21 protein-coding genes are annotated in these 25,511 nt (G+C 54.2%); 6 read left to right on the top strand and 15 right to left on the bottom strand.

Annotation, left to right across the window (positions count from 1 at the left end; all coding sequences use genetic code 11):
- Window positions 1-12: 12 nt before the first annotated feature.
- The 3 genes from AC52W5_RS12650 to AC52W5_RS12640 all read right to left on the bottom strand — a co-directional run bounded on the left by AC52W5_RS12650 (window position 13) and on the right by AC52W5_RS12640 (window position 4,548).
- Complete coding sequence (locus AC52W5_RS12650) at window positions 13-1,158, bottom strand: phospholipase D-like domain-containing protein (RefSeq protein ID WP_495671239.1); 1,146 nt, start codon at window positions 1,156-1,158, stop codon at window positions 13-15.
- A gap of 44 nt (window positions 1,159-1,202) precedes the next feature.
- Window positions 1,203-3,107 carry a glycosyltransferase family 2 protein gene (locus AC52W5_RS12645; RefSeq protein ID WP_495671238.1) on the bottom strand — a complete coding sequence of 635 codons (1,905 nt, stop codon included), beginning with the start codon at window positions 3,105-3,107 and terminating at the stop codon, window positions 1,203-1,205.
- A gap of 121 nt (window positions 3,108-3,228) precedes the next feature.
- Complete coding sequence (locus AC52W5_RS12640; protein ID WP_495671237.1) at window positions 3,229-4,548, bottom strand: hypothetical protein; 1,320 nt, start codon at window positions 4,546-4,548, stop codon at window positions 3,229-3,231.
- 314 nt (window positions 4,549-4,862) lie between these two features.
- On the opposite strand from AC52W5_RS12640, the gene AC52W5_RS12635 reads away from it, so the two are divergent.
- The 3 genes from AC52W5_RS12635 to AC52W5_RS12625 all read left to right on the top strand — a co-directional run bounded on the left by AC52W5_RS12635 (window position 4,863) and on the right by AC52W5_RS12625 (window position 8,668).
- Window positions 4,863-5,816, top strand: a complete 954-nt coding sequence (locus AC52W5_RS12635; protein WP_495671236.1) for a Kdo hydroxylase family protein — start codon at window positions 4,863-4,865, stop codon at window positions 5,814-5,816.
- Window positions 5,817-5,921: 105 nt separating this feature from the next.
- Complete coding sequence (locus AC52W5_RS12630) at window positions 5,922-7,226, top strand: sugar-transfer associated ATP-grasp domain-containing protein (RefSeq protein ID WP_495671235.1); 1,305 nt, start codon at window positions 5,922-5,924, stop codon at window positions 7,224-7,226.
- Window positions 7,227-7,429: 203 nt separating this feature from the next.
- On the top strand, window positions 7,430-8,668 hold the full coding sequence (locus AC52W5_RS12625) for an O-antigen ligase family protein (protein WP_495671234.1): 1,239 nt from the start codon (window positions 7,430-7,432) through the stop codon (window positions 8,666-8,668).
- Window positions 8,669-8,674: 6 nt separating this feature from the next.
- Here AC52W5_RS12625 and AC52W5_RS12620 read toward each other — a convergent pair whose 3' ends face one another.
- The 3 genes from AC52W5_RS12620 to AC52W5_RS12610 form a co-directional block, all read right to left on the bottom strand.
- Window positions 8,675-10,666, bottom strand: coding sequence for a glycosyltransferase family 39 protein (locus AC52W5_RS12620; RefSeq protein WP_495671233.1), 1,992 nt, complete (start codon window positions 10,664-10,666; stop codon window positions 8,675-8,677).
- Between the two features lie 264 nt (window positions 10,667-10,930).
- Window positions 10,931-11,644, bottom strand: a complete 714-nt coding sequence (locus AC52W5_RS12615; RefSeq protein WP_074972537.1) for a 2,3-bisphosphoglycerate-dependent phosphoglycerate mutase — start codon at window positions 11,642-11,644, stop codon at window positions 10,931-10,933.
- Between the two features lie 256 nt (window positions 11,645-11,900).
- Entirely contained in the window at window positions 11,901-12,362 is a 462-nt protein-coding gene (locus tag AC52W5_RS12610; protein WP_081363448.1) for an HIT family protein, read from the bottom strand.
- Between the two features lie 565 nt (window positions 12,363-12,927).
- Here AC52W5_RS12610 and AC52W5_RS12605 point away from each other — a divergent pair.
- Window positions 12,928-14,250, top strand: coding sequence for a sugar-transfer associated ATP-grasp domain-containing protein (locus tag AC52W5_RS12605; RefSeq protein ID WP_495671232.1), 1,323 nt, complete (start codon window positions 12,928-12,930; stop codon window positions 14,248-14,250).
- Here AC52W5_RS12605 and AC52W5_RS12600 read toward each other — a convergent pair.
- The 6 genes from AC52W5_RS12600 to AC52W5_RS12575 form a co-directional block, all read right to left on the bottom strand.
- Window positions 14,247-15,032 carry a phosphocholine cytidylyltransferase family protein gene (locus AC52W5_RS12600; protein ID WP_495671231.1) on the bottom strand — a complete coding sequence of 262 codons (786 nt, stop codon included), beginning with the start codon at window positions 15,030-15,032 and terminating at the stop codon, window positions 14,247-14,249. The genes AC52W5_RS12605 and AC52W5_RS12600 overlap by 4 nt on opposite strands.
- Window positions 15,033-15,162: 130 nt before the next feature.
- On the bottom strand, window positions 15,163-15,804 hold the full coding sequence (locus tag AC52W5_RS12595; protein ID WP_074972533.1) for an HAD family hydrolase: 642 nt from the start codon (window positions 15,802-15,804) through the stop codon (window positions 15,163-15,165).
- Window positions 15,801-16,730 (bottom strand): NAD-dependent epimerase/dehydratase family protein, encoded by a 930-nt coding sequence (locus AC52W5_RS12590; RefSeq protein ID WP_495671230.1) that lies wholly within the window; start codon window positions 16,728-16,730, stop codon window positions 15,801-15,803. The genes AC52W5_RS12595 and AC52W5_RS12590 overlap by 4 nt, the downstream gene beginning before the upstream one ends.
- A gap of 8 nt (window positions 16,731-16,738) precedes the next feature.
- Complete coding sequence (locus AC52W5_RS12585; protein ID WP_495671229.1) at window positions 16,739-17,686, bottom strand: phosphoglycerate dehydrogenase; 948 nt, start codon at window positions 17,684-17,686, stop codon at window positions 16,739-16,741.
- Window positions 17,683-18,444, bottom strand: coding sequence for an HpcH/HpaI aldolase family protein (locus AC52W5_RS12580; protein WP_495671228.1), 762 nt, complete (start codon window positions 18,442-18,444; stop codon window positions 17,683-17,685). The genes AC52W5_RS12585 and AC52W5_RS12580 overlap by 4 nt, the downstream gene beginning before the upstream one ends.
- A gap of 51 nt (window positions 18,445-18,495) precedes the next feature.
- Window positions 18,496-19,263, bottom strand: coding sequence for a 3-deoxy-manno-octulosonate cytidylyltransferase (locus tag AC52W5_RS12575; RefSeq protein WP_074972526.1), 768 nt, complete (start codon window positions 19,261-19,263; stop codon window positions 18,496-18,498).
- Between the two features lie 371 nt (window positions 19,264-19,634).
- On the opposite strand from AC52W5_RS12575, the gene AC52W5_RS12570 reads away from it, so the two are divergent.
- Both AC52W5_RS12570 and AC52W5_RS12565 read left to right on the top strand, forming a co-directional pair.
- Window positions 19,635-20,957 (top strand): hypothetical protein, encoded by a 1,323-nt coding sequence (locus tag AC52W5_RS12570; RefSeq protein ID WP_495671227.1) that lies wholly within the window; start codon window positions 19,635-19,637, stop codon window positions 20,955-20,957.
- A 46-nt stretch (window positions 20,958-21,003) separates the two neighbouring features.
- Window positions 21,004-22,050, top strand: coding sequence for a glycosyltransferase family 2 protein (locus AC52W5_RS12565; RefSeq protein WP_495671226.1), 1,047 nt, complete (start codon window positions 21,004-21,006; stop codon window positions 22,048-22,050).
- A 32-nt stretch (window positions 22,051-22,082) separates the two neighbouring features.
- On the opposite strand, the gene corA is transcribed toward AC52W5_RS12565, so the two are convergent.
- Genes corA through phoU form a run of 3 tightly spaced genes read right to left on the bottom strand, consistent with a single transcriptional unit; the run spans window position 22,083 to window position 25,437 of the window.
- Window positions 22,083-23,153 carry a magnesium/cobalt transporter CorA gene (gene corA, locus AC52W5_RS12560; RefSeq protein ID WP_074972522.1) on the bottom strand — a complete coding sequence of 357 codons (1,071 nt, stop codon included), beginning with the start codon at window positions 23,151-23,153 and terminating at the stop codon, window positions 22,083-22,085.
- Window positions 23,154-23,169: 16 nt separating this feature from the next.
- Complete coding sequence (gene ppx / locus AC52W5_RS12555) at window positions 23,170-24,693, bottom strand: exopolyphosphatase (protein WP_495671225.1); 1,524 nt, start codon at window positions 24,691-24,693, stop codon at window positions 23,170-23,172.
- 36 nt (window positions 24,694-24,729) lie between these two features.
- Window positions 24,730-25,437, bottom strand: a complete 708-nt coding sequence (gene phoU / locus AC52W5_RS12550; RefSeq protein ID WP_074972518.1) for a phosphate signaling complex protein PhoU — start codon at window positions 25,435-25,437, stop codon at window positions 24,730-24,732.
- Window positions 25,438-25,511: the final 74 nt, after the last annotated feature.

The following is a 25,511-nucleotide window of genomic DNA, read 5'->3' as shown; positions in this document are numbered from 1 at the left end:
TATTTTAAGAGTTCAATCAAGACATTTTAGACTATCTGCGGCTTTCGGGTTTATCTGGTTTTTCAATACTTCCCATCGCGCGGCAAAAGCTCGAAAAAGCCCGCGGTTGCTGGAAATGACGGCAATCTCATGATTGAGCCAGAATGACGGCTTGGTCCAGTTGAAACTGCCGAAAATGGTGAACACATGGTCGCCATCCTCCACCAGTACGAACTTGAGGTGCATCGGCAGACTCTCCGGATCCTGGAAACGAAAAAATTGCACGTTGGCGGCCGAAGAACGTTTTTCCACCTTTGCGGTTACGCGCCTCAGCGTTGATTCGGCAAGGACCTGCACCGTCATACCGCGCTGCGCAAGCGCGATCATGACTTCAACTGCGCGTTCGGCTCTGATGTGGGATGCGACGACGCGCACCCGTGCCCCGGGACGCACACTCATCAGGAACTGCACCACTGGGTGCGGATGTATGCGGGGCCAGAAATAAATGGTCGCGTCCTTTCCGCAAATTGTCTGATTTGCACGGGCAGAGAAGCGGTGCAGGAGGCCGGGCGGCACGCGGTGCAAGCACCGGGCATGCGCCGTCAACTGCGCGACCACCATTGGATCGACGAGTCCGACAAGCACGTTGTGTCCTCTGTCCTGATCCCCCAACTCACGGATGATTTCCGGGTTTTCATCCGGCATGTTTCCTGACGGGTTGAAAGAGCCGACAAAGGCGATGGGCGCAGGATGCGAAAAACAGTAGAGTTTCTCGTGCAACTGCGGTTTCCACGATTTTCCCGCCGGGGCCGGAATGCCTGGAATACGGATGATGCGCAGCGCTTTTCCGAGGCCCTCGGGTCGGGAAAGCAGGGCGATTACTTCGTCGTTGGCATATGGAATCCGAGGCTTTCCTTCCAGGGTCACCGTTACTTTCACCCCTCGTCTGTGTGCTTGAACAAGTGCTTCCGCCAGGCGCATATCGCGGAAATAATAAGTAACCCAATCGATGGCTCCCCCGGCGGGGACGGCAGCGATGTGCGCCGCCAATACATCGCGTAAATAGCCCGATGGCCGGTCGGGGCCGCCAAAGTAAATCTCGAACGGAACCTTGGTCTCCACCTCCATTAGCAAGCCCGAAGAGGGTGGGCTGGTGGAATGTGCAAGCGACTTGCTCAATTAAGAGGGGATTCTCAGAGTGAGGGATCCGGTATTCGATGTTTTCATGCCAGTCTGCGGCTTTGCAGGTGAGCGGATTCCACTGCAGTTCCGGTGCGCATCTGTTTCCTGGAAGTGGACGCTATCACGAGGCGGAAGAAATCAACCAGTTCCGGTACATGATGATCGAACGTGAACAGGTGCCGCTGCTGCCAAACCCGCTCACGCGTGGCTCGCAACTGCTTGCGGTCGCGCAACTGCGCAGCGAGCTCATCCACGGTATCAAAAAAAATCCCAACGCCAAGCTGCCTTGCCAACGTTCGGGTGGCGACGAATGCGCCTTCATTTGCCTTCTGCATCATCGGCAGGCCGGCTACTGCAAGGGTGCTGAGCCGTGCCGGATAGTTCAGGTCATCCCAGTTTGCCCGCCTGATTTCCCCTCCGTTGCTGCTTTCAAAGAGATGCAGCCAGCCTGCATCATATTGGGAAAACTCGGCAGTCCAGCCGCTTTGGTCCACGTTCGGATGTAAATGCAGGTAGCCTGGTGCCATTGCCCGGGTTTTTTCAATCCATTGCAGCCATTGTCCATGGGTTATCTCCCCATAAAAATGCAGATGAATTCCGTGGTGGGCCAACTCCGCAACATGATGCGGATGCAGACCGATGGGTCGCCCGGGTGATACGGTATGAATATCCCCTTCGTTTGCAGAACGCAGCGGCGCACGAGGTTGATCAAACCAGTCGCGCTTGGGTAGGTCTCCATCCAGCACGTGGGTGGGTTTATCCAGCGACAGGTCGGGAATGACGGTATCAAACCAATCCCGCATTTCCGGACTGGAGAAGATCTGCCCATCCGAATACCGGTGCAGGTCGAGCAGTTGCGGCCAAGTTCCCTTTTCGAGGCAAATGAAAGGCCCCTCCTTGAAATGCCAGACGAAAGGAATGCCGCGAGTGGCCATCAATACCTCATGTGCAAACGGCACCGCCTGCCAGTTGAGCAACGCATAGATAACATCGGGCTGCACCTGCTTCACTGCTTCGCGCCAGTTGTCGCGCGGCAGGTCCTCCACATGTCCGAAAGGCATCGGGCCCACCGCGTTGTACCAGTACGGGTTCTGCATCCACAGACCATACAGCTTGTGCCCCTGTTCTTCCAGGGCGAGCACGCGGTCGGCGTTATAGGCCAGTTCCCCGACCAGAAGTATTTTCAACCCATTGTCGGCACGCGGAGTGTCCGGCCGCTCGCGCATTTTCCGGTAGTGGTCCGCTTCATCGATCCGATGACCTACGGACGTATGAAAGCGCAGCGGTTCCTTGACGCGATAATGGGAGCGAAACGTGTTGATGCCGCCTTCCGGTTCCTGCATGATCTTGTGCCGTTGCATGGGATGGGAGACCCACTCGCAGGTGAGGCTCTCGCTTTCGACAAAAGCGCCAAAGGGCCGCAGCAGCTTCCAGTAGAGGCGCTCGAGGTCATCCGACTCCAGTTCTGCACGCTCCACCCAGCGCACCGGCATTTTCCGATGCATGCACTGCACCAGTTGCAGCGAAAATCCGGCTATCTGTCCAGCGGCCTCACGGTTGTAATGGTGGCGAACGCCTGAACAAGCCAGCACAGCGCCTTTCTGCGTTTCGAGGCATGTTTTCAGGCTGTGCAGGTGATCGCGGTAATAAACGTCATCGCTTGGCAAGTAAGCGATGAGGGGCGCTTTTGCTTTGGCAATGCCTTCATTCAGGGCGTGACCCAGCCCCCGATTTTCGGGAAAGCGATAATAATGGATGCGCGTGTCGCCCAGGTATGCCGATACGGCTTCCGCCGTAGCATCCCGTGAACCGTCGTCGATGACGACTGCTTCCCAATCCGGGAGAACCTGCGCTTGCAAGCTGTCCAGCGCACGTCCGATAAACCGCGCTTGCTCATAGGTGGGAACCACTACGCTGACCGATGGAGAGTATGTCTGGGGCATCATGTTTCCTTTTTATCGTTGTGTACCTGAGGCCGCCTTAACTCTTCGCGGATAAGCAAGTTTAATTATAGAAGCAGAGCCAGTATTTTTTAAGGTTCAGTCACATGAAGAATACGTTTTTTCGCTACCTGTTTTCAGTCCTTGATGCCTGCGCTTGTGTTTCAAGCAGCGCCACATAACGTGGCAATACATCGGACCCACCCACGTGAAGCATTTCGTTGATGAAGCGTTGCCGGTGTTCCTCTACATAGAATGAATCGCAACCATTGGAAAGAAATCCGTCGATTCTCCGGTATACATCATCCCGGCACTTCAATTCCGTCTCCGGCATGAAATGTGCCAGGGTAGAGCGACCGGCGTGCAGGTAGTCAGCAGCGAGCACGGGTTTTTTTCCTTTGACTGCTTCAAATACTACCGAGGTGGCAAGATCGATAATGACATGCCCCCAGTTCATCAGATGAATGGAATGGACATGATCGGGCGCCACACTCACATTGGGAAGCCTGCGCAACGAGGCGTTTCTGGTGAGGGGCTGCCTCCAGCCGCCACGGGTATGAGGTTTGATCACCAGTTCCACGTTCGGAAAAGCTGCAATCATTCCCACTATTTCCTCGACCTCTTCCCAGAAGGTCGTAAAGTTACTCTTTCTCAGGAATATCACGACTTTAAGGCCTTCGGTCTCCGTGGACTCCTTCACTCTTTTTGGCTCCTTTCCGGGGTGGATAGCAGGTGGGGCGGGAGAAAGTTCCGCCAATTTCACCAGCCACTCATCACAGTAGCGGGGGGAGCCGAGGACGGCGATGGATTGATCATCCAGGAATGGGCGAAAACGTTCCGCGCATAACCCGTTGGGCACCACCACTTTGTCGAATATGCTTGCTGCGGAGTAGAGGGAATCCGGCTTGAGACTCCACTCGTGATGCCGTATCAGCTGGCTGGCATGCGGACTGTCTCCGTGTGGCAGCGACACCGTGCCCAAGCCCTTGCTGCGGGCGAGGGAAACAACCACTTCGACCCATTCCACCGAAACAGGCGAATCCCTTGTGATCCAGTCAAACACCACTACGCCTTTGTCAGCAGCGGTGAAACTGCGTTCCAGCAATCTGCCGGCAGTGCTGCGCCAGATCGGTTGACGCCGGTCCACGCTGTAGGTGCGGGCAAGCGCATCGACGAGGGGACCCATTATCGAGCGTCGGAGGCGACTGGCCAGCAGCAGTGTCTGTAGCCGCCACCCTAAAAATTCCAGGAGGGGCAAGAGATCGCGAATATGGGCAACACGCGCCCCCTCCAGTGTACCCAGAAATTCAACACGGTAATCATTACAGAATTTCGGATTGCCTATCAACACGACATCGCAGCGGTGACCAGACTCGAGCCATTTTGAGATAACTGGTGTAATATGGTCTATGTCATTGTAATGTCGTAGAAAAACGAGCGCTTTCATATGGGAATTGAGAAAAAGGCTTGCGCCGGAAGGTTGTTTTTCGCCATTGATTCACAGCAACAGGTATAAAGACAGTCCAGTTGTTTCAGATTGTCAGTTGTTGCTGAGCTTCCCTATGGAAGCCGTTGTCGCAGTTTCTTATGCTTGGCACCGCACGGCTGGTTTTATTCCCGATCATTAAATTTATATGTTAACGTGATTGCGCGATTTTTTAGCGATGTTCAAATTCAGTGACGGAAGTCATTGCCGCTTTCCCGCCGTGGGTATTACTTTACTTATAGACTATTCGTACGTCCAACAGATCAAGGAACACCATGATAAATAAGGAACAGGATGGGGGATACCAGGAAGGTGATACCGTGCAGATGCTGACGATAGAGCCGGGAACCGACCTGAGGGTGCCCGAGTTGCAGCGCGCGGCAATCGACACGCTGGAAGGAGGCGGGGTCATTTATCTGCCAAAAAGTGGATTTGAGTTGTCTGACCATGAGCGGGAGCTGATTTCGGATACGGCGAATATCCTGTCCCGAACGCCAGATGTCGAGGATGGACGTCCAACCATCATTTTTGATCCGGAGCGCGGCCGTATCAAGAAGTATCATTATGCCCAAGTGCGTGGGAAGATGATGCGGGCTCAGGTCAAGGACTCCGCACGTCCTCAGATCGAGGCGATGATGTCGCGCTACAGTAAATGGACAGAGAGTGTCATCACTCAATTGTTTCCCAGCTACCAGGGAGCCCTGGAGCGGAAACGCGTTACCTATCGTCCTTTCCCCCGTAATAACATCCAATCCCTGCACATTGATTCAAGCTACGGCTATCCCACCCAGGGACGGGGCATGCTGCGCGTGTTCTCCAATATCAATCCCACTGACAGGCTGCGTATCTGGCAGCTCGGCGAACCGTTTGAGCCCTTCGTGCGGCGCTTCTTGCCTGCCGCGCACCCAAGTGAACCGGGCTGGATCACCTCTATCCTGACCCGCCTCGGTATTATCGACGGTCCCAAGACTCCGTACGACCGCTATATCACAACGCTGCGTTCGCTCGGCATGCGCGACAAGGAGTACCAGCGGACGGCACCGCGCAGGATCATGGAATTTCCTGCAGGCGCGAGCTGGATTGCGATCACAGATCTGGTGCTGCATGGGGCGATATCAGGACAACATAGCCTCGACCAGACCTTCTATCTGCCCGTTGAGGCGATGAAGGACTCATCACGTTCGTCATTGCGCATTCTGGAGAGGTTAGCGGGCGAAGCTCTGGTTTAAGCGTGAGAGGTGCCAGCGGAAGGTGCCAGTGAGAGGGGACGCAGGATCCGGTAAAATCATGCGGGCGGTCATGCCCCAGACACCCAACGCCAGTGACGGAATACAATGAGCGCCTGGAGTATCGACAGAATTACGCAGGCATTGAGCGGTGCAATGTGGACGTTTTCCTCCCTGCCTGACGACAACTCGGCCGCCACTTTTGTCCATCGGTGCTTTCAGCGGGAAAGCTGGCGGGAAGCCGGGTTTCGCGAACGCACCCTCATGTATGCGGCTCTGCCGTTCGCGCCATTCGTCACTCTGGTACTGGTTATCGTCTTCACTGCGCTTAATGGACGGGCGATAAAGAAGCAGACCGGGAAAGGGATAATCCGGCAAGTCCGGGAGCAGGTTGAAATCGCGCTGCAATGCGCGATTTTGCCCCCATGGTATTATATTTTCGAACTGCATGACGATGACAAGCGGCAGCGCGCTTCTGAATACATCAACCGCTTTGAAGTAAAAACCTGCCTCTACCGCATCCTTCGTGACTACAACGGCGGCCTTCCCATCCCTGCGGAGCGCAGCACCTCCTGCATCAAGGACAAACTATGCTTCCTGTCACGCTGCCGTAAGTTTTCCATAACCACGGTCCCTGTGTTTTTGATTGTCTCAAAGGGGAAGATCAAGGCGATTGATTGGAGTGGTGTCGGCCTTCCAGAGACCGATCTGTTCGTGAAACCGCTGCAGGGCGAGAATGGAAGAAATGCGATGCGCTGGGATTATCTGGGTTCGGGGCAGTATCGGCGCAACGATGGTAAACATGCCACTGCCGAGGAGGTGCTGGAAAGCCTGTGCAAGGCATCACGGCGCAGGTCTTTCCTGGTGCAGCCACGGCTCATCAACCACAGGGAGGTTGCCGACCTTGCAAATGGCACCCTCGCGACGGTACGAATGATGAGCTGTCGCAATGAACGGGGAGAATTCGAAGCAACCAATGCGGTTTTTCGAATGGCGCAGAATGAGACTGTGGTTGTCGACAACTTTCACAGGGGCGGCGTCGCAGCGAGCATTGATCTTCATACCGGCGAACTGGGGAATGGCGCCTGCGGAGCGTGGGGATTTACGGGAGAAGGATGGTACGAACGGCATCACAAGACAGGCGTGCAGATTCTGCACCGCAAGCTTCCGTGTTGGACCGAGTTGCTCGGTCTGGTTCGACATGCGCATGAGCGCGCGTTCTCCGACCAGGTAGTGATTGGCTGGGATGTCGCCCTGCTCGACAGCGGGCCGTGCATGATTGGAATCAACAAAGCACCTGATCTGGATATGATCCAGCGGATAGGCCGGTGCCCGCTCGGTAACGAGCGATTCGGGAAGCTTCTGGCATTCAACCTGAAACGCACCGTCGAGGCTATGCATCAGCCTTTTTAAGCAGATTCGAAGAATCAAACCGGTGTTCGATGAAGTTGGCCAGGGCGGGCAGGGATTCGACTCAAGCATGATCACGATGACATTTCTGGCCTATTCATGCCTTCCTTGATGGCACTGGCTGACCAGCACTGATTTTTCTGCTGGTTATTTGCTTATATTCCCGCTCTTCGCGTCTTTTATATCCCCTGCATGAGTCATATTCCATGAGTGAGAAAGCCGCAGTTCCTTGCAGTCCGGCACACGACGTGCGCGCGTGGCAAGATGTGGCCGCAAAGTTTGTGTTGCTGTTTTTCGGGATCGCTTTATGGAGCAAATGGCTGAGTCTAGGTACCGGCATCCTTCTGACCTTCGTCTGGATTCTCGATAACGGTCCTCGCAGGCTCAGCCAGATCAGTAGAGAGCCGCTCGTGCTGGGAATACTCCTTCTATGTGCCGTAGTGGCGTTAGGACTCCTTTGGGGCGACTATCCCGAGGCAGGACGATTGAAATGGAGGCGATATTTCGGCTTCCTGGTTTTCATCCCGTTTTTATCGCTTCTCGATAAAGACCGCCTTCCATGGGCAATTGCCGGCCTGCTTGCGGGTTACATCCTTGTCCTGCTGTCAGGTATTTATCAATGGGCTGTTGCCGGAGTACAAGGGATTGCGCCCCTTAACATAAGCTATCTCGTGTTTTCCTCCATGCTGGGGATCGGTATTATTCTTTTACTCTATCTTGCGACGACCATTGACCAGATAAAGTGGAAGTGCACCCTGGGGCTCGGAAGCCTGTTTTTATTGTTGATCCAGTTTGGGCAATATGGGCGAGGTCCCTTACTGGCCACGCTTCTTGCCGTTTTTCTGTTGATTTTCCTGACCTATAAAACGGAAAAGAAAGCACTCCTGGGTATCATCGCATCACTGGCTATTGTTGTTGCAGCTTTTGTATATGGCAGCAATGGCTTCCAGACCCGCCTTGAGCAGTTACAGGCTGAAATGAAGCTATCCCAGCAGGGAAAGTACGATACCAGCCTGGGATATCGGCTGGCGATATGGGATGTCGGCCTGCATGGGATTCTGGAGCATCCATTCTTTGGCCACGGCACTGGAATGCCGGAAAGCTATTTCGAGAAAACCGTGCTTACATATAAAGGCGGCATTTACAAGGATTTACCCGAGTATATTGGAACGTCGCATTACCATAACGACTGGATCGAGATTGGAATGCATACCGGTGCGCTGGGAATTCTGGCTTATGGTTTTTTCCTGTGGGGCTGGTTTCAAACGCTGAGATCGCATCGTCTCCCAGTCCTGGGGGCAGCCTTGGTATTCTTCATCTTCTTATCCGGCTTGACGGATACTTTCGCCCTTTACAGCAAGATTCCTACCTTTCTCGTGGTCATCACCGCCATAGCCATAGCCTGGCAGAAGGAAAGAGAAGGAGGAGGGGAATTTATGACATAGTGCCGGCTATGTGTGTTTTCCCTCTGCGCACTTGGGCGAGACTTGCTGATATTGCTTGCCCAGGTACCCATGCGCAACGCGATAATACACGCCACGCAATGGTTTTCCATCCTCGACGATTGCAAGCTCCCGAACCGGGCCAGGGTCGACAAGCATGCTCCCGATCTCGATGCTATTTCGGGTGCATTCAAGATTATCCTGCCACATGCCGACGAGAATGACAGGTCGGGTTGTAGGGGATTCCGATGGGTACCAGAGCTCGTACATCGCCCCGCTGTCGCCGAACATGTTGCGCGAGCGTATTTCCATGGGTTTGCCCCGGTTATAGAAAGTAAGGATGCTTGATACGGACCACTTGCTCATGCCCACGACGATGGGTTCCTGGCCGGTCTGTCGCCGCGTATTCTCTACAATTTGCTCGATGCCCGCCGTTGCCTGGCGCCAGAAATAATGCTCGGGGAAGCCTTTATATATACCCTGGTAGGGGATGCCCGGGAAGCCGAGAACGAGGTAGTGCAGCGCAATCGCATAGGAAACCAGACATGCCAGGATAGTCGGTTTCCAGGCTGCCGTTACACGATCCGAAATCGTCGGACTACCGGAGAAACTTCGTGTTTTTCCCATCATCCAGGCCATGGCAGGCAGTGCCATAAGCCACAATGGACCAGTCCAATGGAACCGCTGGGTATCGAAAATGCTGAGAATCAGGAAAATGGCCAGTGGTACGCCGGTGAATACCGTAATGAACAGGTGGCGCCTGCAGATGGAGGAATTGTTATTCTGATCATTACTGGGCAGCAATGCTATCGCGGCAGCAAGCAAACCGGCCGGCGTAAGCAGTACGGCAAAATGAAGAATCAATTCGAATAGTCCGAACTCGTTATCTCCTATGCCCCTGGCGCGGCCGGACTGGAACAATATCGACATCCAGCCGTGCTCCATGTTCCAGATGATTACGGGAGAGAACAATAGCAGCGCAAGCAATACGGCGAGATATGGATAAGGATGGCGCAACCAGCGGCGTGCAACGGGATCGATAATCACAAAAACCAATGCGGCAATCCCCACCAAACCCAGGGTATACTTGGAGAGAATACCCAGACCGAAGGCAATGCCTACCCCGAGCCAGGCCCGCCCCTGATTGGCGATCAAGGCCCGCTCGAGATAGTACAGGGTTGCCGCCCACGCGGCCACGAGCGGCGCGTCTGTCGTCATCAATGCGCCCGTGGCAAAGAAAAAGGGAAGAATCGCGAGCAGTAGCACAGCGCGAATCCCCGTTGCGCTATCGTACAGGTTGCGCGTGAGTGCAAATAAATAACCCATCGTTATCAAGCCGCACAGGAATGCACCGACCCGGACGCCAAATTCGCTGTTTCCAAAAATGGACGTACCAAGCCATATCAGCCAGGCAACCATGGGCGGATGATCGTAGAAACTCAGATCCATGTGCTGGGCGTAATTCCAGTAATACGCTTCATCGGGAATCAGTTGCGCCACGCCAATGTAGATGAGGCGCAACAGGATGACAAATGCGATGATCCCGAACGAGGCGGTACGCCAGTCTGTGTCAAGCGAGGGCGCGGGATTCCCGATGGGAACCACGTAGAAAACAGATCCCAGATACAGTATTACGGCTGTTGCCGCGATTGCCGGAAGTATGGCCGCAATCGGCGGTATATGCCAGGCCTGGATCAGCACCGCTAATATGCCGCCGCGCACGGAGAGCGTCAGCATACAGACAACCAGGAAGCGGCCGAATTCAGTCCATCTGGAATAACCCGCGAGGTCGTATAAGAGCCGCGGTTTCGAAATAAACCAATAGTGGAGAGTAGCAGCCGCGAAGAAGCCCGCGATATGCGACAGGGCAAGGCTCGCTCCATAGCTCATCAGCACCTCGAACAGCAGTCCATCGAGGAACGCGGCTAATAATCCTGTGACTGCAAAACGACTGCGATCCGAAAATAGGGGGCGTCGGGCAACTTCAGCCAGCTCAAGCATTTTTTCCTGTTCCTGTGGAAACCATATCAAGTTCTCTCTGTCTTGCTTTTTTCGCTTCTGCTGGTTGTATGCATCCTGCTCGCAGATAATTCCTGGAATCCATCTGTACTTCCCCACATTTTGCAGCACAAGTTCATTACTCGGCGACTACCCGAAAACCTGGGTTTGCCAGGCTGGTATTTCCGGCAAAGGAGAGAGCGCTGGAGCGTCTGATCCAGCTATGATTCCGGCATCGGGATATCGGCTGCGTCTTCTGTTCAACACTCAACCTGTATGACCGGTCAATCCGGTGTCTGCGTAGTAATGCCGGATGGGATGCAGGTTATCGTCAAGCTCATAGATCAGTGGGCGGCCCCTGGCAACTGACAGTTTTATAAGTTGAATAATGGATAAGCCATCCAACTGCATCATCAGCGCCCGCAGGATATGCTTGTGGGCGACAATGAGCACCCGCTTGCCGCGCTGGATTTCCGGCACGATTGTTTGCTGCCAGTAAGGCAGCATTCGCGTGAGGGCTTGCTGCATGCTCTCGCCAAGCGGCAGTTCCCTGGGATCGATGGTTGCATAGCACGGCTGGTTTCCGGGAAAGCGGATGTCGGTGGGATCAAGTGGAGGTGGGGGCGCATCAAAACGGCATTGCGAACTGAGGATAGGGCAAAAGCCGTATTTTCTGATTGCCTCCCAGCGATTGATTCCTTCCAGAGCCCCGTAGTGACGTTCATTCAAGCGCCAACTCCGTTGCACCACCGGTTCATCCTGCCCCATGACCGATAGCACGATGCGGAGCGTGTCATTCGCGCGGCTCAGTTCGGAGGTGAAGCAGATATCGAACTTGTGCCCTGACTTTTTCAAAAGATCACCCGCCTGCTCCGCCTCCCGTTCGCCTCGGGGCGTCAATGGGACATCACCCCACCCGGTAAAGCATCCGTCGCGGTTCGAGACGCTTTCTCCATGTCGCAGCAGAACGAGTTGTGTCATATATGGTTTGCTTCTCGATTAGGGAATGGGTTCGACACGGCTACGCTCGGCGGGAAGAGCATCTCTTTTGCATGAACGTGTCATTCGCTTCGAAATGTGGATGATATGTACAACATAGACAAAATACCGGAAAAAAACTACCGGAGTTCACGACGAGGGCAGGTGCCAATAACCGGTGGCGGAACGGATATCTGATCGGGAGCGGGGAATGCGGCGATAGCCGAATTTCCTAGGGTTTCTGAAGAGGCGTACATTATCACGGCCAACAGGAGATGAGGTGCTCCCTTATCAGCCGATTGGTGTCAGCGTCTGTCTTTGTAGCCTTGTTGAAGTCGGCCGGACCCGGCCAGCCGGAATCGATGAATTCCAGGCCGTTGAAATAGCGGCTTTCCACATATCGCGGAACGACATGAAAATGCACATCCGGGTCGACCATCATCAGCATCAGGTAGTTGAGCTTGTCGTAGTTGAATGCCTTAGCCAAAGCCGATTCCAACTGACCCGTTACTTTGTGAAGCTCGGTAAAGCTTTCCTGACCAAGCTGGGAGAAGGAGCGGGCTGGCTCATGTGCAGCAAGAACGAGAGAACCCAATGTCAACTGGATCGGACGCAGCATGACGATCCAATACTGAAATTGATGAATGATTGTCTCCGGTGCGCCGAATTTCCGCATCGTGGGATTCAGGATTGCCGTACCGGAGGGTGGAACGCTGATCATTTAGAAGCTTTTAAAGGATATTTTGCTGGCGAGGCCCGATATGTGGATATGCGGAATCGACCCGACTATGAGGATCAACCCCAACGGCGGCTCCGGTAAAGTTTCCAGAATACCATGAAGTCATGAATAAATCCCTGCAGTCGCCAGTGTGCCTTTTGCAGGATGAGATGCATGAACTGCGGCGACAGACGTTAAGGCACTGAGACATGGAGAGCAAGGCGACATCTTCAAGACGGCAGGCTCATATTTCTTGCTGTCTTTGCGGCCCCTTTCTGTCGCACTGGTCATATTCCGACAATTGGCACTCATGGTCATGGATGGTCATGGAAAAACAGCTTCGATTATGTGCGCTGGCGTACATACGCTTCTGCTACCCAGTGAAAAAATTCGCCTCGATATGACAAAACGCTGTTAATCCATCGATTTGAAGTTTGATTACCCTCAGGTATGGCTTTCGAAGATCCATCTGATCTGCCGACTCGCTCCAGGTTCTTCGGTGTGTAGACGGGACTCGAAATACACGCTATTGCCATTTTTTCCATCTCTGCAATGAAGCCGAAGGATCATGAAGATTGTGAATGACCCGGGTATCGACAGGATCACACGGGACTTGAGCGGTGCCATGTGGATCTTTGCCCGCTTGCGTAAAGACGACAACTCCACAGCGACGTTTATCCACCGCTGCTTCCAGCACGAGATCTGGCGCGAGATCAGGTTACGCGACAAGGTCGTGATATGCGCGGTTTTGCCAGCCGTGCCGTTCGTCATCATGGCTGTGACCGCCGTTTTCACCACGCTCAACGGGTCTGCCATAAAAAGGCGGACAGGAAAGGGTATCATCCGGCAGATTCGCGAGCAGATCGAGCTTGCACTCCGCTTTGCGATCCTGTCTCCATGGTACTACATCTTCGAATTGCATGACGATGACAAGAAGCGGCACGCTGGAGAGTACCTGAATCGCCTCGAAACGAAGGCCGGACTTTATCGCTTCCTGCGTGATTACAATGGCGGTCTCCCTCTGCCGGCCGAACGAAGCACGCCCTGCATTTCCGACAAATCGCGCTTCATGGCTCGCTGCCGTGAGCATGGAATCATGACAGCCCCTGTCTTCTTCAAGATCATGGGAGGGAAGGTCACAGCAGTGGATTGGAATGGCCCCGAACTGCCGGAGACCGATCTCTTTGTGAAGCCATCGCACGGCCGGGGCGGTAGAAATGCCACCCGCTGGATTTACCTGGGTTCAGGGCAGTACCGGCGCAACGATGGCGAGATTCTGACCGGAAATCAGCTGCTGGAGCGTTTGCGGCTGGAGTCGGGGCAAAAAGCTTTCCTGATTCAGCCTCGACTTCTGAATCATGAGGATATCGCGGACCTTGCCAATGGTACGTTGGCGACGGTGCGGGTAATAAGCTGCCGTAACGAACGGGGCGAGTTTGAAGTAACCAATACAGTTTTTCGGATGGCCCGGAAAAAATCTGTGGTAGTGGACAATTTTCACGCTGGAGGAATTGCAGCCAATGTCGATATTCGCACCGGTGAATTGGGAAGAGGAACCGGTGGCGCATGGGGCGCAACTGCTGATGGATGGTATGAGCGCCATTGCGAGACGGGGGTGCAGATCCTGCACCGGAGGCTTCCATGTTGGCCTGCCCTGGTCGATCTTGTACAATACGCTCATGCCAGCGCCTTTTCCGATCAGGTGGTAATCGGATGGGATGTTGCCCTGCTCAATAGTGGACCGTGCATAATGGAGGCCAACAAGGCGCCTGACCTGGATATCATTCAGAGAGTGGGAGGCGGTCCGGTTGGCGAGCAGCGACTGGGAAAACTTCTGGCATTTAATCTCAGACGAACTGTCGAGACTAAATACAACAGGCCTGCCGCCTAGCGCTGCATGGTTACGCTTCTACTCAGCTTCTTCTCGCTGAAGAGCTCTTCTGCCTTTATCAGATCAGCGGGAAAATCAATTTCACACCACGAGCTTTCCGGTACAAAACACGCTTTTACCAGTTGTCTGCTGGCGAGGTTCTCTATTATGGAGAGGTACCAGGCTTTGAGTCCGCTCTGATGTCGCAGCGCTTCCTCCAAGGTATCACGAAAAAGCAGCGGCCCACGTTCCCTGAAAAGAACAAGGCCGACAGATTCGGCATCGATCTGATCTGCCGGCAGGGTTTTACTGACATGTCTGACCCATCCGTTTTCATCCAATTGGACTTTCATGTCATCCGCATCATAGACAGGCTTTTGATCTACACCGAGCGTAACAGGCGCTGGATCAGAGTTCAGCACTCTCGCCAGTAAAACTTCCTCAAACAGCGTATCCCCATTCAGAAGCAGAAAGTCGCCATCCATGGCCGCGCGTGCGATCCAGCAACTTACCAGGTTATCCGTAATACTGAAAAAAGGGTTGAAAACGGTCTCGATCCTTCCATCGTTTCCATAACGATGTTGCAGCAAAGTTTCAATCAGGCAGGATTGGAAACCAGTGATCACTGTCACCTGATTGATCCCCGTTGACAGCAGGGCATCGATCTGCCATTCGATGATCGGTTTACCTGAAATCGGCAACAGGCATTTGGGAATACTGGTTGTCAATGGGCCCAACCGGTGTCCCTGGCCGGCGCTCAGAATAATCGCCTTGACAGGAGGTTTTTCTTCGCTACCCGCCATATTGCAATCAGCTCCCGAAATGGAACAAGCCCTTGAAGGTTATATATTTAAAGCATTCCCAGTTTTGTATCTGGCCGCTTGACGTGGAGTGAGTGGAGCATGCGGCGGGGCGCTGTTCATGAGGCTTTATTCAAAGGAGTAACGGGCTCAGGTCGGGTAGCACATCTACATGAGCTGGAAAAGGATTTTGATCGCCAGGCCGTACGCGGCCTATAAACGCGACATTATTGACCATGGCGCTCTGATAATCGATCAAGGCGTCTCCGATCATCAGCACGCGCTCTGGCAGGAGGCGATGGGTAGTCAGGATATCCGCGATCAGTTTCTGCTTGGGAGTGGGTGAACCGCGCACAGCAGTAAAATAGGACCCCAGACCACGGCGAACAACGATCGTATTCAATTCAGTTTCCGGCGTACCGGATGCAACAAACAAGGGAATTCGTCCAGCTTCACGCTGGATCAGCTCCGCTGCGCCTGGAACCGGGGCGCTGGCAATCACAGCTTCGACCACCAGTTCGGAGAAACGCTGATCGAGTTGCCGCTCCTCCTCCGCGGTAAGCGGAGATTTTTCCAGCAGCGCTTCCTGAAAGTAACGAAATTTCTGATAACGCGACATGCCGCCGTTCAGGACATGATACTTCGCAACTTCGGCCATTACCACTTCGCCATATTCCCGGTAGAGATTGGCAAACGCCTGTGTCTTGATTTCCCCTGATTCGACCACGACCCCGTCGAAGTCGAAGATGATCGCTTGCCATGCAGTAGTCTTCATGCCTTATTATCCGAGGCCAAAGGTATGACTTCCTCATCTTCATCCGAACGATGCATGCTCTGGTGAATATCCTGAAGACAATCCAGCAGTCCCTGCCCCAGATCGACATGCTCGTTCAGCACCAGCTTGCGGCCGATACGCGGCTGGTATGCATAAGGTGTTACTTCGTAATGATGTCCCGCCCGTGCTTCGTCGAAACGCAGGTCGATTTTCCAGGGCATGATTTCCGAGATCATCGTCATCACATCCTTGATGTGCAGCCGCTCTTGCCCGGTCAGGATCAGATGGCGATTCGCGAACTCCGGTCCCAACACCTGCACGCTCATGCGTGCCGCATCTTCCACATGAATGTACTCCCGGATTGCTTCCCCGCTGCCGTGATAAGTAATCGAGTGCCGTTCCAGCGCTTCGTACAGCATCCGGTAGATGCCGTTTCTCGCATCGGCGCGTCGGCCGTAGAGCGATCCATAGCGCAAAATACTATACTCCAGGCCATAACGTTCGTGGTAGGTTTCGATGAAACGTTCCGCTGCCTGCTTGCTGGCGCGGTAAAAGGAACCTGACTCGGAGTAGACATAAATCGTGCTTGCGAAGACGAAGCGCCGGGCGCCGGCAAGACGCGCTGCTTCCAGGATATGCATGTTACCCAGCACATTGATGGTCGCGGTAGCGAGGGGTTTTTCCTGCGCTTCGTCGATATCTGCAATGGCGGCAAAATTGTAGACCACGCCGGCGCCGTGAGCTGCTTCCTTCACCTGCTCAAGATCCATGATATCGCCAATGATCATCTCCTGATCCGCGCGCTGGTAGGGCGATGGAGAACGGTCGAACAGGCGCACCCGATAGCCCGAGGCAGAGAGCGCGTCGGCGACATGGCTACCCAGAAAACCACTGGCGCCATAGACAATGGCAATCTCGCTGGACATCTGCTGTTTTAACCTTTTTCCACCACACCCGCTTCGATCAATCCGCGCACCAGATTTTCCGCGGCTTCCAGTTCCATGCGCTGCCGCGATTCTTTTGCAAGAGAGCCGATATGGGACGTCAGAATTGCGTTATCGCATTGCAGTAACGGGCCATGATATGGTTCCTGCTCGAAAACGTCCATTGCCGCTCCCCCAAGCCGTCCCCTGTTCAGGGCGTCGGCCAGCGCTGCTTCATCTATCAGACCACCCCGGGCCGTGTTGACGACGATCGCGCCAGGCTTCATCCGCGCAAATGCTTTTTCATTCAACAGATGATGAGTGTCCGCGTCGTAGGTCAGGTGCAGGCTGATAATATCCGATTCGGCTATCAAGGTTTCAAAGGGTGCCAGTTTCACGCCTTCCATTCCCGCAGGCACTTCCTTGACATAAGTATCGTGCGCCACCACCTGCGCTTCAAACGCACGGCACAGCCGGGCTACACGTGATCCCACCCGCCCGAGTCCCACAATTCCCACCTTTTGGGCAGCCAGCAGGCCTCCCTGGGCCCTGGGCCACTGCCCCGCATGAACCAGTTTATCTGTCTGGCATACCTTCCTCAATGCTGCCATTATAAGGGCCAGCGAGAGTTCGGCAACCGCCTGGGCGGGAGCTTCAGGCGTATTCAACACTTTGATTCCGTACCGCTTCGCTGCGCCAAGATCGACGCTGTCGAGGCCGCTGCCGCAGCGCGATACGACTTTCAGGCTCCTGGCACAGGAGAAAACCCGCTCTGTGAGAGGTTCCACGCCTGCGATCATCCCCACCGTATCTTCGCCCAGCAGGGCGATAACCTCATCCTCGGTAAGTTTCCGCTTATGACCGTTTTCGGCAATGTGTATGCCTTTCTCCTGTAAATGCCGGAGCGCAGTATTATGGGTGACATCGAATGACGAGGTAGAGATCGCAAGTTTGTTCATAGGCCTTCCCTGACGTTCTGCAAATGACTGCGGCAGATGGTATCGAGAATGCGGATATCCAGGCCATAGCCAAGAAAACTGAAACCCGCGTCGATATTGCGGCGCAACTGTTCTAGATTCGGTTCAACTACATGAATCCCGCCTGCCTTGCCTGCGCGTCGCCCGGCATCTTTTACCCGTTCTATCGCAGCCTGGACTTCCGGGTCATCGAGTTCTCCGGGACGGCCGAGTGATCCCGAAAGATCGTAGGGACCTATGATATAAGCATCGATTCCCGGAACGGAAAGAATCGAATCGATGGCATCGACCGCGTCGATATGCTCGATCATCGCAATGATGACCGCATTTTCTTCCAGCCAGTGGCGATACTGCTGAAATCGGGCACCATACCCTTGGGCGCGCGCGAGACCGACGCCCCGCTGTCCACGTGGAGGATAATATACTGCGTTTACGGCCGCTTCGGCATCTGCCGCCGTTTTGATCATGGGCACCATTATGCCTGTTGCCCCTGCATCCATGACTCGCTTGATCTGGTCAGGATGATTCGACGTCAGCCGCACGATGGCGGGACATGCACGGCCGTCGAGCACCTGGATCAGCATCTGAACTTCGCCCAGTTCCAGAACGCTGTGTTCCGTATCCAGCACCAGCCAGTCAAATCCCGCCGCAGCCATGATATCGGCGATGGAAGGATGCCCCAAAGTGATCCAGGAGCCGATAGTCAAGGCATTGCGGGCCAGCTTTGCTTTTAATTGCACGTATGAGCCTTGAGAAATGAAGTTGCGTCCGAGAGAATTATAGAGCCCACCTCAGTATGATGCGAGTAAAGGATCTTTCTCCATCAGTCTGGCTACACGCTCCAGGTCGGCCTGAGTGTCGACGGCCTGAGTGTTGAACCGGGTTTCCACCATTTTTACACGATAACCGTGCTCCAGTAGCCGCAGCATGTCCACCGATTCAAGCTTCTCGAGCGGCGTGGATGGCAGCCTGGAGAATTCGAGCAACGTTTTGCGACGGAAAGGAATGATGCACACCTGTTTGAAGGCCAGAGTATGCGGAAAATCAGAGCCGGCAGACAGGGCGGACGCGGGTACAGTCGGGATCGGCTGACGCGACATGAAGAGTGCATCGCCACACTGATTAGTGACAACCTTGATTGTATTGAAGTCGTAGAAATCCGCTTTATTATCGATGCTCCGCATGAGATTCACACACCCCAGTTCCGGATCATGCCGGAACGGTTCCACCGCTGCATCGATCATCTCCGGGTGAGTCATCGGTTCATCGCCCTGTACCATGACGATAAGTTCAGCCTCGATTTCTGCCACCGCCTCGGCCACCCGGTCGCTCGCACGTTCGTGGGTATCCGCCGTCATAATCACCGGCGCACCGAAATTCTCCGCCGCGCGTCGTATTTCGTCATCGCAGGTAGCTATATAGGTTGCATCGAGCGCCTTGCTCAGGGAGACACGTTTATACACATGTTCGAGCATGGTTCGGCCCAGCAGGTTCGCAATGGGTTTTCCTGGAAAACGGGACGAACCCATGCGAGCTGGTATGACAGCGATTGTTTTCATGGGGGATTTGTGTTAATTGAAGGCGATGAAACAGGAGCTTTTCACTTTGAACTGATGACTGCCTTTATTTATCAGGATAGGTTGCCCCTTTAAAGGGGCGAAAGGTGCGCATCAGGCATTGGGGACTGTACAGTGAGTGGTTTGTAGGGCTATATACTGGCGGCCGCAACGGGGATGCTGCGAAAATCGGATTAATATCTCAATGATGACTCCATTTTAACAGAAGGCCGGGGAAGTAAAAACATCTGCAATGCTAGTAAAATCGGTATCAGCCCGTGTAAAATTACAAGATTTTTCCGGAGAATGTCTGAAGTGCCTCAAAATGAGGAGATGCAGCGTATTGCTTGCGTCCAAGGAATAGGTATGCTGATATGAAAGCTTTATTTTTCCTTCGTCATTATAATGACATCGATCACATTACACCGGTCATTTACAAATGGACCGGCAAGGGTCATACCTGCGACATCGTTCTGATCGGCAACTCGCGGTTCCGCACGGATTATCGCATCAAGTTCCTGAAAGGCCTGAAGGGCGTGCGGATGGCCTATATCGCGGATGTATTGCCTCCGCACGACTTTGTCAGATGGTTTTTCCAGACGCTGATACTGATCCGCAGCCTGCGCCGCCCTTTCATCGGGCCGATCATGAAGAAACTGGAGGAGGTCTATGACGCCAAGCGGCGCGAGCCGGTCTGGCAGCGCACGGCAGAGCGCCTGCTGACCCGGAGTTTTGCAGAGAATGAGGAAGGCGTGGTGGTGTTTGACTGGATAGAACGCAATTCCTCCATCTGTGTGGAATGGGTCAAGGTGGTATTGTCGACGGCGCGCGGGATGGGTCTGGGTACGGTATCGCTGCCGCATGGAGACAGTCCCCACGCCAGTCAATTGATCCGGCGGCGCGAGTTGCGGCTGGAGCCGGATACCACATTTGCAAACGCCGGCATTTTCGAGAAGGTTGTGGTGCCGAACGAGTTATGCTCAGTACGCTTTCGTCCTTTCATGGATAACCAGAAACTTGCGGTACTCGGTTCTCCACGCTACTGCGATGAGTGGCTCGCCAAACTGGCAACGCTAATGCCGCCCTCACCGCTGACGCGTTCCGATAGCAACCTCAAGGTGGTGATGTTCCTGAGAAAGAGTAACTTTTCCACTTTCTGGGAAGAAGTGGGAGAGGTAGTGCGCATAGTGGCAGGCTTTCCGGGAGTGGAGCTTATAATAAAGCCGCATACCCGGGGCGGCTGGCAGCAGTCCCTGACAAAAGATGTTTCGCTCCGGCGTTTGCCCAATGTGCAAGTGGCAGGCGGCGGCCTTCATTCCATCCATCTGATGAACTGGGCAGATGTCATCATCGATCTTGCCACCTCTGTGGTATTCGAGGCGGTAAAGGTCGGGAAGCCCGTGCTGGCGGCGGATTACCTGCATGCCGGTCGCTCGGCCCTAGCTGAGTACCTGCCGGAAGCAGAATTGCGTTGCCGCGATGATGTGTATAAGCACATGGAAAAATTCCTTACCCAGGGTTGTGGTTCTTTTTATATAGAAGAGCATCGTCAACGTTTCCTCAAGGAAATGATTGATGTGGGGGATACGGATGTGTTATCGCGTTATGTTGGGCTGCTGGAAGGACAAGTGCAGCCAAAGGCAAACCAGAGTCAGCCTGAGCTGCAAAGCAACACCAAAGATTTCGCTTTTGTCTGATTAGCCGGCTTCGCTGGTAGTGTTCTCAAGGAGGTTACTGAGCCGTATGCCGGCGATGCCGCCCATCGATGTGGTAATCCCCGTCTATAATGCACCGGTGCTGACACGGCACTGCATCGATTCGGTCGTTGCATGCCTGAGCCAATCCATACGCTTTATTTTCATCCAGGATGACGCCTCGGGCATGGAAACCCGAGCCATGCTGGATCAATTGCCGGGCGAGCACATACGTGTGCATCACGCCCGGGAGAACCAGGGTTTCGGCGCTTCGGTAAACGAAGCAATCGGTCGATCCGACGCGTGCTACGTGCTGGTCCTGAACTCCGACACCGTAGTGAGCGAAGATTTTTTACCGCTCTTATACACAGCATTCGTCGCTGATTCCCGCTTGGCAGTCATCATCCCCACGGGGAATGATTTTGCTGGATATGATTTGAATCGGTATGTGCGGCAGCCAGGCGGCTATATTCAGACACACCGCCTTCGGGGTCACGCGTTTCTCATCCGTCGGGAGATATTCCGGGATGCAGGTGGTTTCGATCTGGCATTCGGCCGCGGCTACTATGAAGATGTCGATCTTGGGCGCCGGCTCAACAAGCGGGGTTGGCGAGTGGGCGTGCATCCGGACGCTCATATACAGCATGAGGGCGGGGGGTCGTTCGGCCGGGGCCGCTCTTTCAAGAAACTGGTCAGGCGTAATCGTAAGCTTTTTTTTTCGCTCCACCCCAGCGCAAAGCGTAATATTCTCCTTCTCTCCGGAAACTGCCCGCTGTCGTGTTTTCCATTGAATCTGCTGGAGGCGCTCGATGACGTATTTTGCGGAGGAGGATACGTTTACTGGCTTTCGCCCGAAGTAGCAGGCATGCTTCTCTGTTTGCAGATGAGGACCCTCTCGTCAGGCATGGAAGCTGCCATCCGGCTATTCTTATGCAGCTGGCGTGAGGACAAGCGCATTTCGGAAATCTGGATATTGCCCGATGTTCCACGCCTGCGGTATGAAGCCCTGACCTTATGGGCGCGCATTTGCGGGTTGCGCATACTGACCTGGGAGCGGACGCCGCCCGAGGAGAATTGCACTCCCAGGCTACTTTGAATGATCTGCGGAGAGAATGGTGATTTCAGCCGCTACAACCATTTTTTCCAGCGGAACAGTAGCAGCATCGCAATACTGATGACTGTCATTGTGCCCAGTACAACAAAAAATCCCATGTGCCATTCCAGCCCCGGCATGTATGTGAAGTTCATCCCGTAAATGCCTGTTATCAGCGTCAACGGCATGAATATCGTGGTGATGACGGTAAGAACTTTCATGACGGTACTGATGCGAAAGCTTACGCTTGATAAATAAATATCGAGCATACCTGCCGTGACATCACGCAGCGATTCAATCGATTCGATAATGTGGATAGTATGATCATATACATCCCGCAGGTAGAGCAGGGTATTGCGGCTAAACAGGGGAGAATCCCCACGCTGCAACGAACTGATCACTTCGCGGAGGGGCCACAGCGCCCTGCGTAAAAAAACGCCTTCACGTTTGAGTCTTTGAATTGATTGCAAGGTCCTTGGTTGCGGGCGGTTGACCAATTCTGTTTCCAGCGCCTCGGTTTTTTCGTCGAGGCGTTCAAGAATGCTGAAGTAGGTGTCGACTACTGCGTCAATAAGGCTGTACATCAGGAAATCGGCGCCGAGCTTTGTGCTTTGGCCTTTGCCGGACCGCAGGCGGTCGCGGACCGACTGGAATTGAACACCATTCGCTTCCAGAAACGACAGCACGAAATCCTTACCGAGCACGAGGCTGATCTGCTCGGAATATATTCTCTCTTCCGTTCCTCTGGTTTCATACCCGAAGGTTTTGAGCACCACGTACAGGTAATTTCCGTAATCCTCCACCTTGGAGCGTTGCTCTGTGTTGAATATGTCTTCCAGTACCAGAGGGTGAAGATCAAAACACGCGCCGATCTGCTCGATCATGTGGGTGTCGCCCAGTCCCTGCAGGTTAACCCACTTGACCCCGGGAGCATGTTTGATCTTTTCGGCAAGGTCCGCGGGAGTCACCTCGGATTCACGCACGCCTTCCGGGTCGTAATTCAGCAAGGTTATGCGTGGTGCCACGCCTTTCTTTGCCCCGATATGCACCAGCGTGCCCGGCGGCAGGCCTGCTTTAGTGGATCTCTTTTTGGAATGGGATGTCATCGGGTCGGATGATGTTCTATGCAGATACGGTCAACTTGCTTCCGCCGGCTCCGGTTATGCCAAAACGAAAACCAAGGGCATCCCACTGTTCAATTTCGGCCAGCAACGCGTTATGCGTCAGGGGATTGCGCTCCAGCCACTTTCTTTCAAGACATAAACTGAATTCCTTGCCCCGAAGGCTGACCTTGAGCCTTGGAAGACTCGTCTCACAGCGGCTGCGATGAAACAATGTCGCGAGGCGAAGCGCAAACAGCAGGGCGAAACCAGGCGGTTCTATGATGCTTCCACGCGCTTTGCCGATATCGCCCCGATGGGCGAGCGCAAGCATGCTTAGCCGCTCCTGCTCTTTCTGGGAAAAACCAGGCATGTCGGCGTTGCCCAGGATATATGCAGAATGCTTGTGATAACCGGAGTGCGCGACCGAAATACCTACTTCATGCAGTCGGGCAGCCCATGAGAGAGCTTGCAGATGTTCTTCTCCATCATCAAGAAAGGGTGTCAGCAGTTGCTTTCCAAGCAGAAGCGCAGTCGATTCCACCCGCCTTGCCTGCGCGCCATCCACATGGTACCGGCGCATGAACTGCCTGACCGTTACTTCGCGCATGTCATGCTTATGGAAACGCCCCAGCAGATCGTACAGCACGCCCTGACGCAAGGCGCCCATACCTTGCGCCATTTGGGAAATTCCCAGCTCTGCGAACGCGGCGGACATGATGGCGAAACCGCCGGCTATGACAGGCGCGCGGTCGCTCCGGATGCCCGCGAGGTCGAGTTTTTTGATGTTGTCCACCTTGAGCAGATGATTGCGAAAATTTTCCAACCCTTCCCGCGTAATCTCTCCGTTGCCGCTTCCACTGCCGAGCTGGTTCAACCGGATGATATCGCCCAAGGCGCGTGCCGTGCCGGATGATCCGTATGCAAGCTGCCAGTGTTCACTGGAGAATTCCTTTGCGATTGCCTGAATATCGCTGCGGGCCGAAAGTTCGGCACGGTTCATTGCATCCCTGCTGATCCTGCCGTCCGGAAAAAAGCGCAGGCTATAGCTGACGCAACCCATATAGAGACTTTCCAGCTTGACCGGTTTCAGTCTGCGGCCAATGATAAATTCAGTAGAGCCGCCCCCAATGTCCATCACCAGGCGAGCATCAGGAGAAGCAGGGAGGCCGTGCGCAACGCCCAGATAGATGAGGCGCGCCTCTTCGTGACCCGAGATGACTTCAATGGGAAAACCAATCGCTGCCTCGGCTTTTTTGAGAAATACGTCCGCATTTTTCGCCACTCTGAGAGTGTTAGTCGCAACCGCTCGTACGGCATGGGGAGGGAAGCCGCGCAGGCGTTCACTGAAGCGCTTTAGACAGACCAGGGCGCGTGCCTGGGAATCCTCATCCAGGCACTTGTCGGGAGTAAGACCGGCGGCAAGACGGACCATTTCGCGCAGATTGTCCAGCGGATAAAGCTGTCTGCCTTCCACTCGCGCGACTTGCAAACGAAAGCTGTTGGAGCCCAGATCTACCGCCGCAAGTGTGGAGTATCCGGGCATGGGGTCTATTGGCAGGCGTGCGTGCGACGGGAGGACCTACTCCCGTATTTCGCGCTCGATTTCTTCAACCGTGACGTGACGCACATCCCTGCCCTTTACCATGTATACCACATATTCGGACATGTTCTTGGCATGATCACCGATGCGCTCGATCGCCTTTGCAATAAACAGGATTTCCAGGGCAGTCGATATCTTGCGCGGATCTTCCATCATGAAAGTGATAAGTTGGCGCATAATGGAGCGGAATTCCTCATCCACGAGCTCGTCCTGGCGCACTACCTGCGCGGCGGCGGTGAGGTCCAGGCGCGCAAAAGCGTCCAGCGATTTGCGCAGCATCTCCAGCGCAACGTTGGCCACATGACGTATCTCGACGAAACGGGGCATGTGCATGCGGTCCGTGGCATAGATTAGTTTGGCCATGCGCGCGATCTTTTCCGCTTCATCCCCGATGCGCTCGAGGTCAGTAATGGTTTTGATGACCGTCATGATCATGCGTAAATCACCCGCGGCTGGCTGCCGGCGCGCGATGATCTGATTGCAGATCTCGTCTATCGATACCTCCATCGCATTGACCCGGTGGTCATCGGCGATGATATTTTCGATCAGACCCTCGTTGCCGGTGATCAACGCTTCAATCGCTTTTTCGATCTGTTCTTCCACGAATCCGCCCATATGCAACACGCGCGTGCGCACCGCTTCGAGATCCGCATCAAATTGCTTGGATATATGTTCGTGGCTTCCCATTTCTCACCTGTGGATCGATTGAAAGCAAAAAATAACAAAGATAATACCAGTCCCTTGTGACAATTCTACTGGTC

Source organism: Nitrosospira sp. CT (assembly GCF_059489795.1).
The sequence above is the reverse complement of the archived record's forward strand: the minus strand, read 5'-3'. Positions and strand labels throughout refer to the sequence as shown.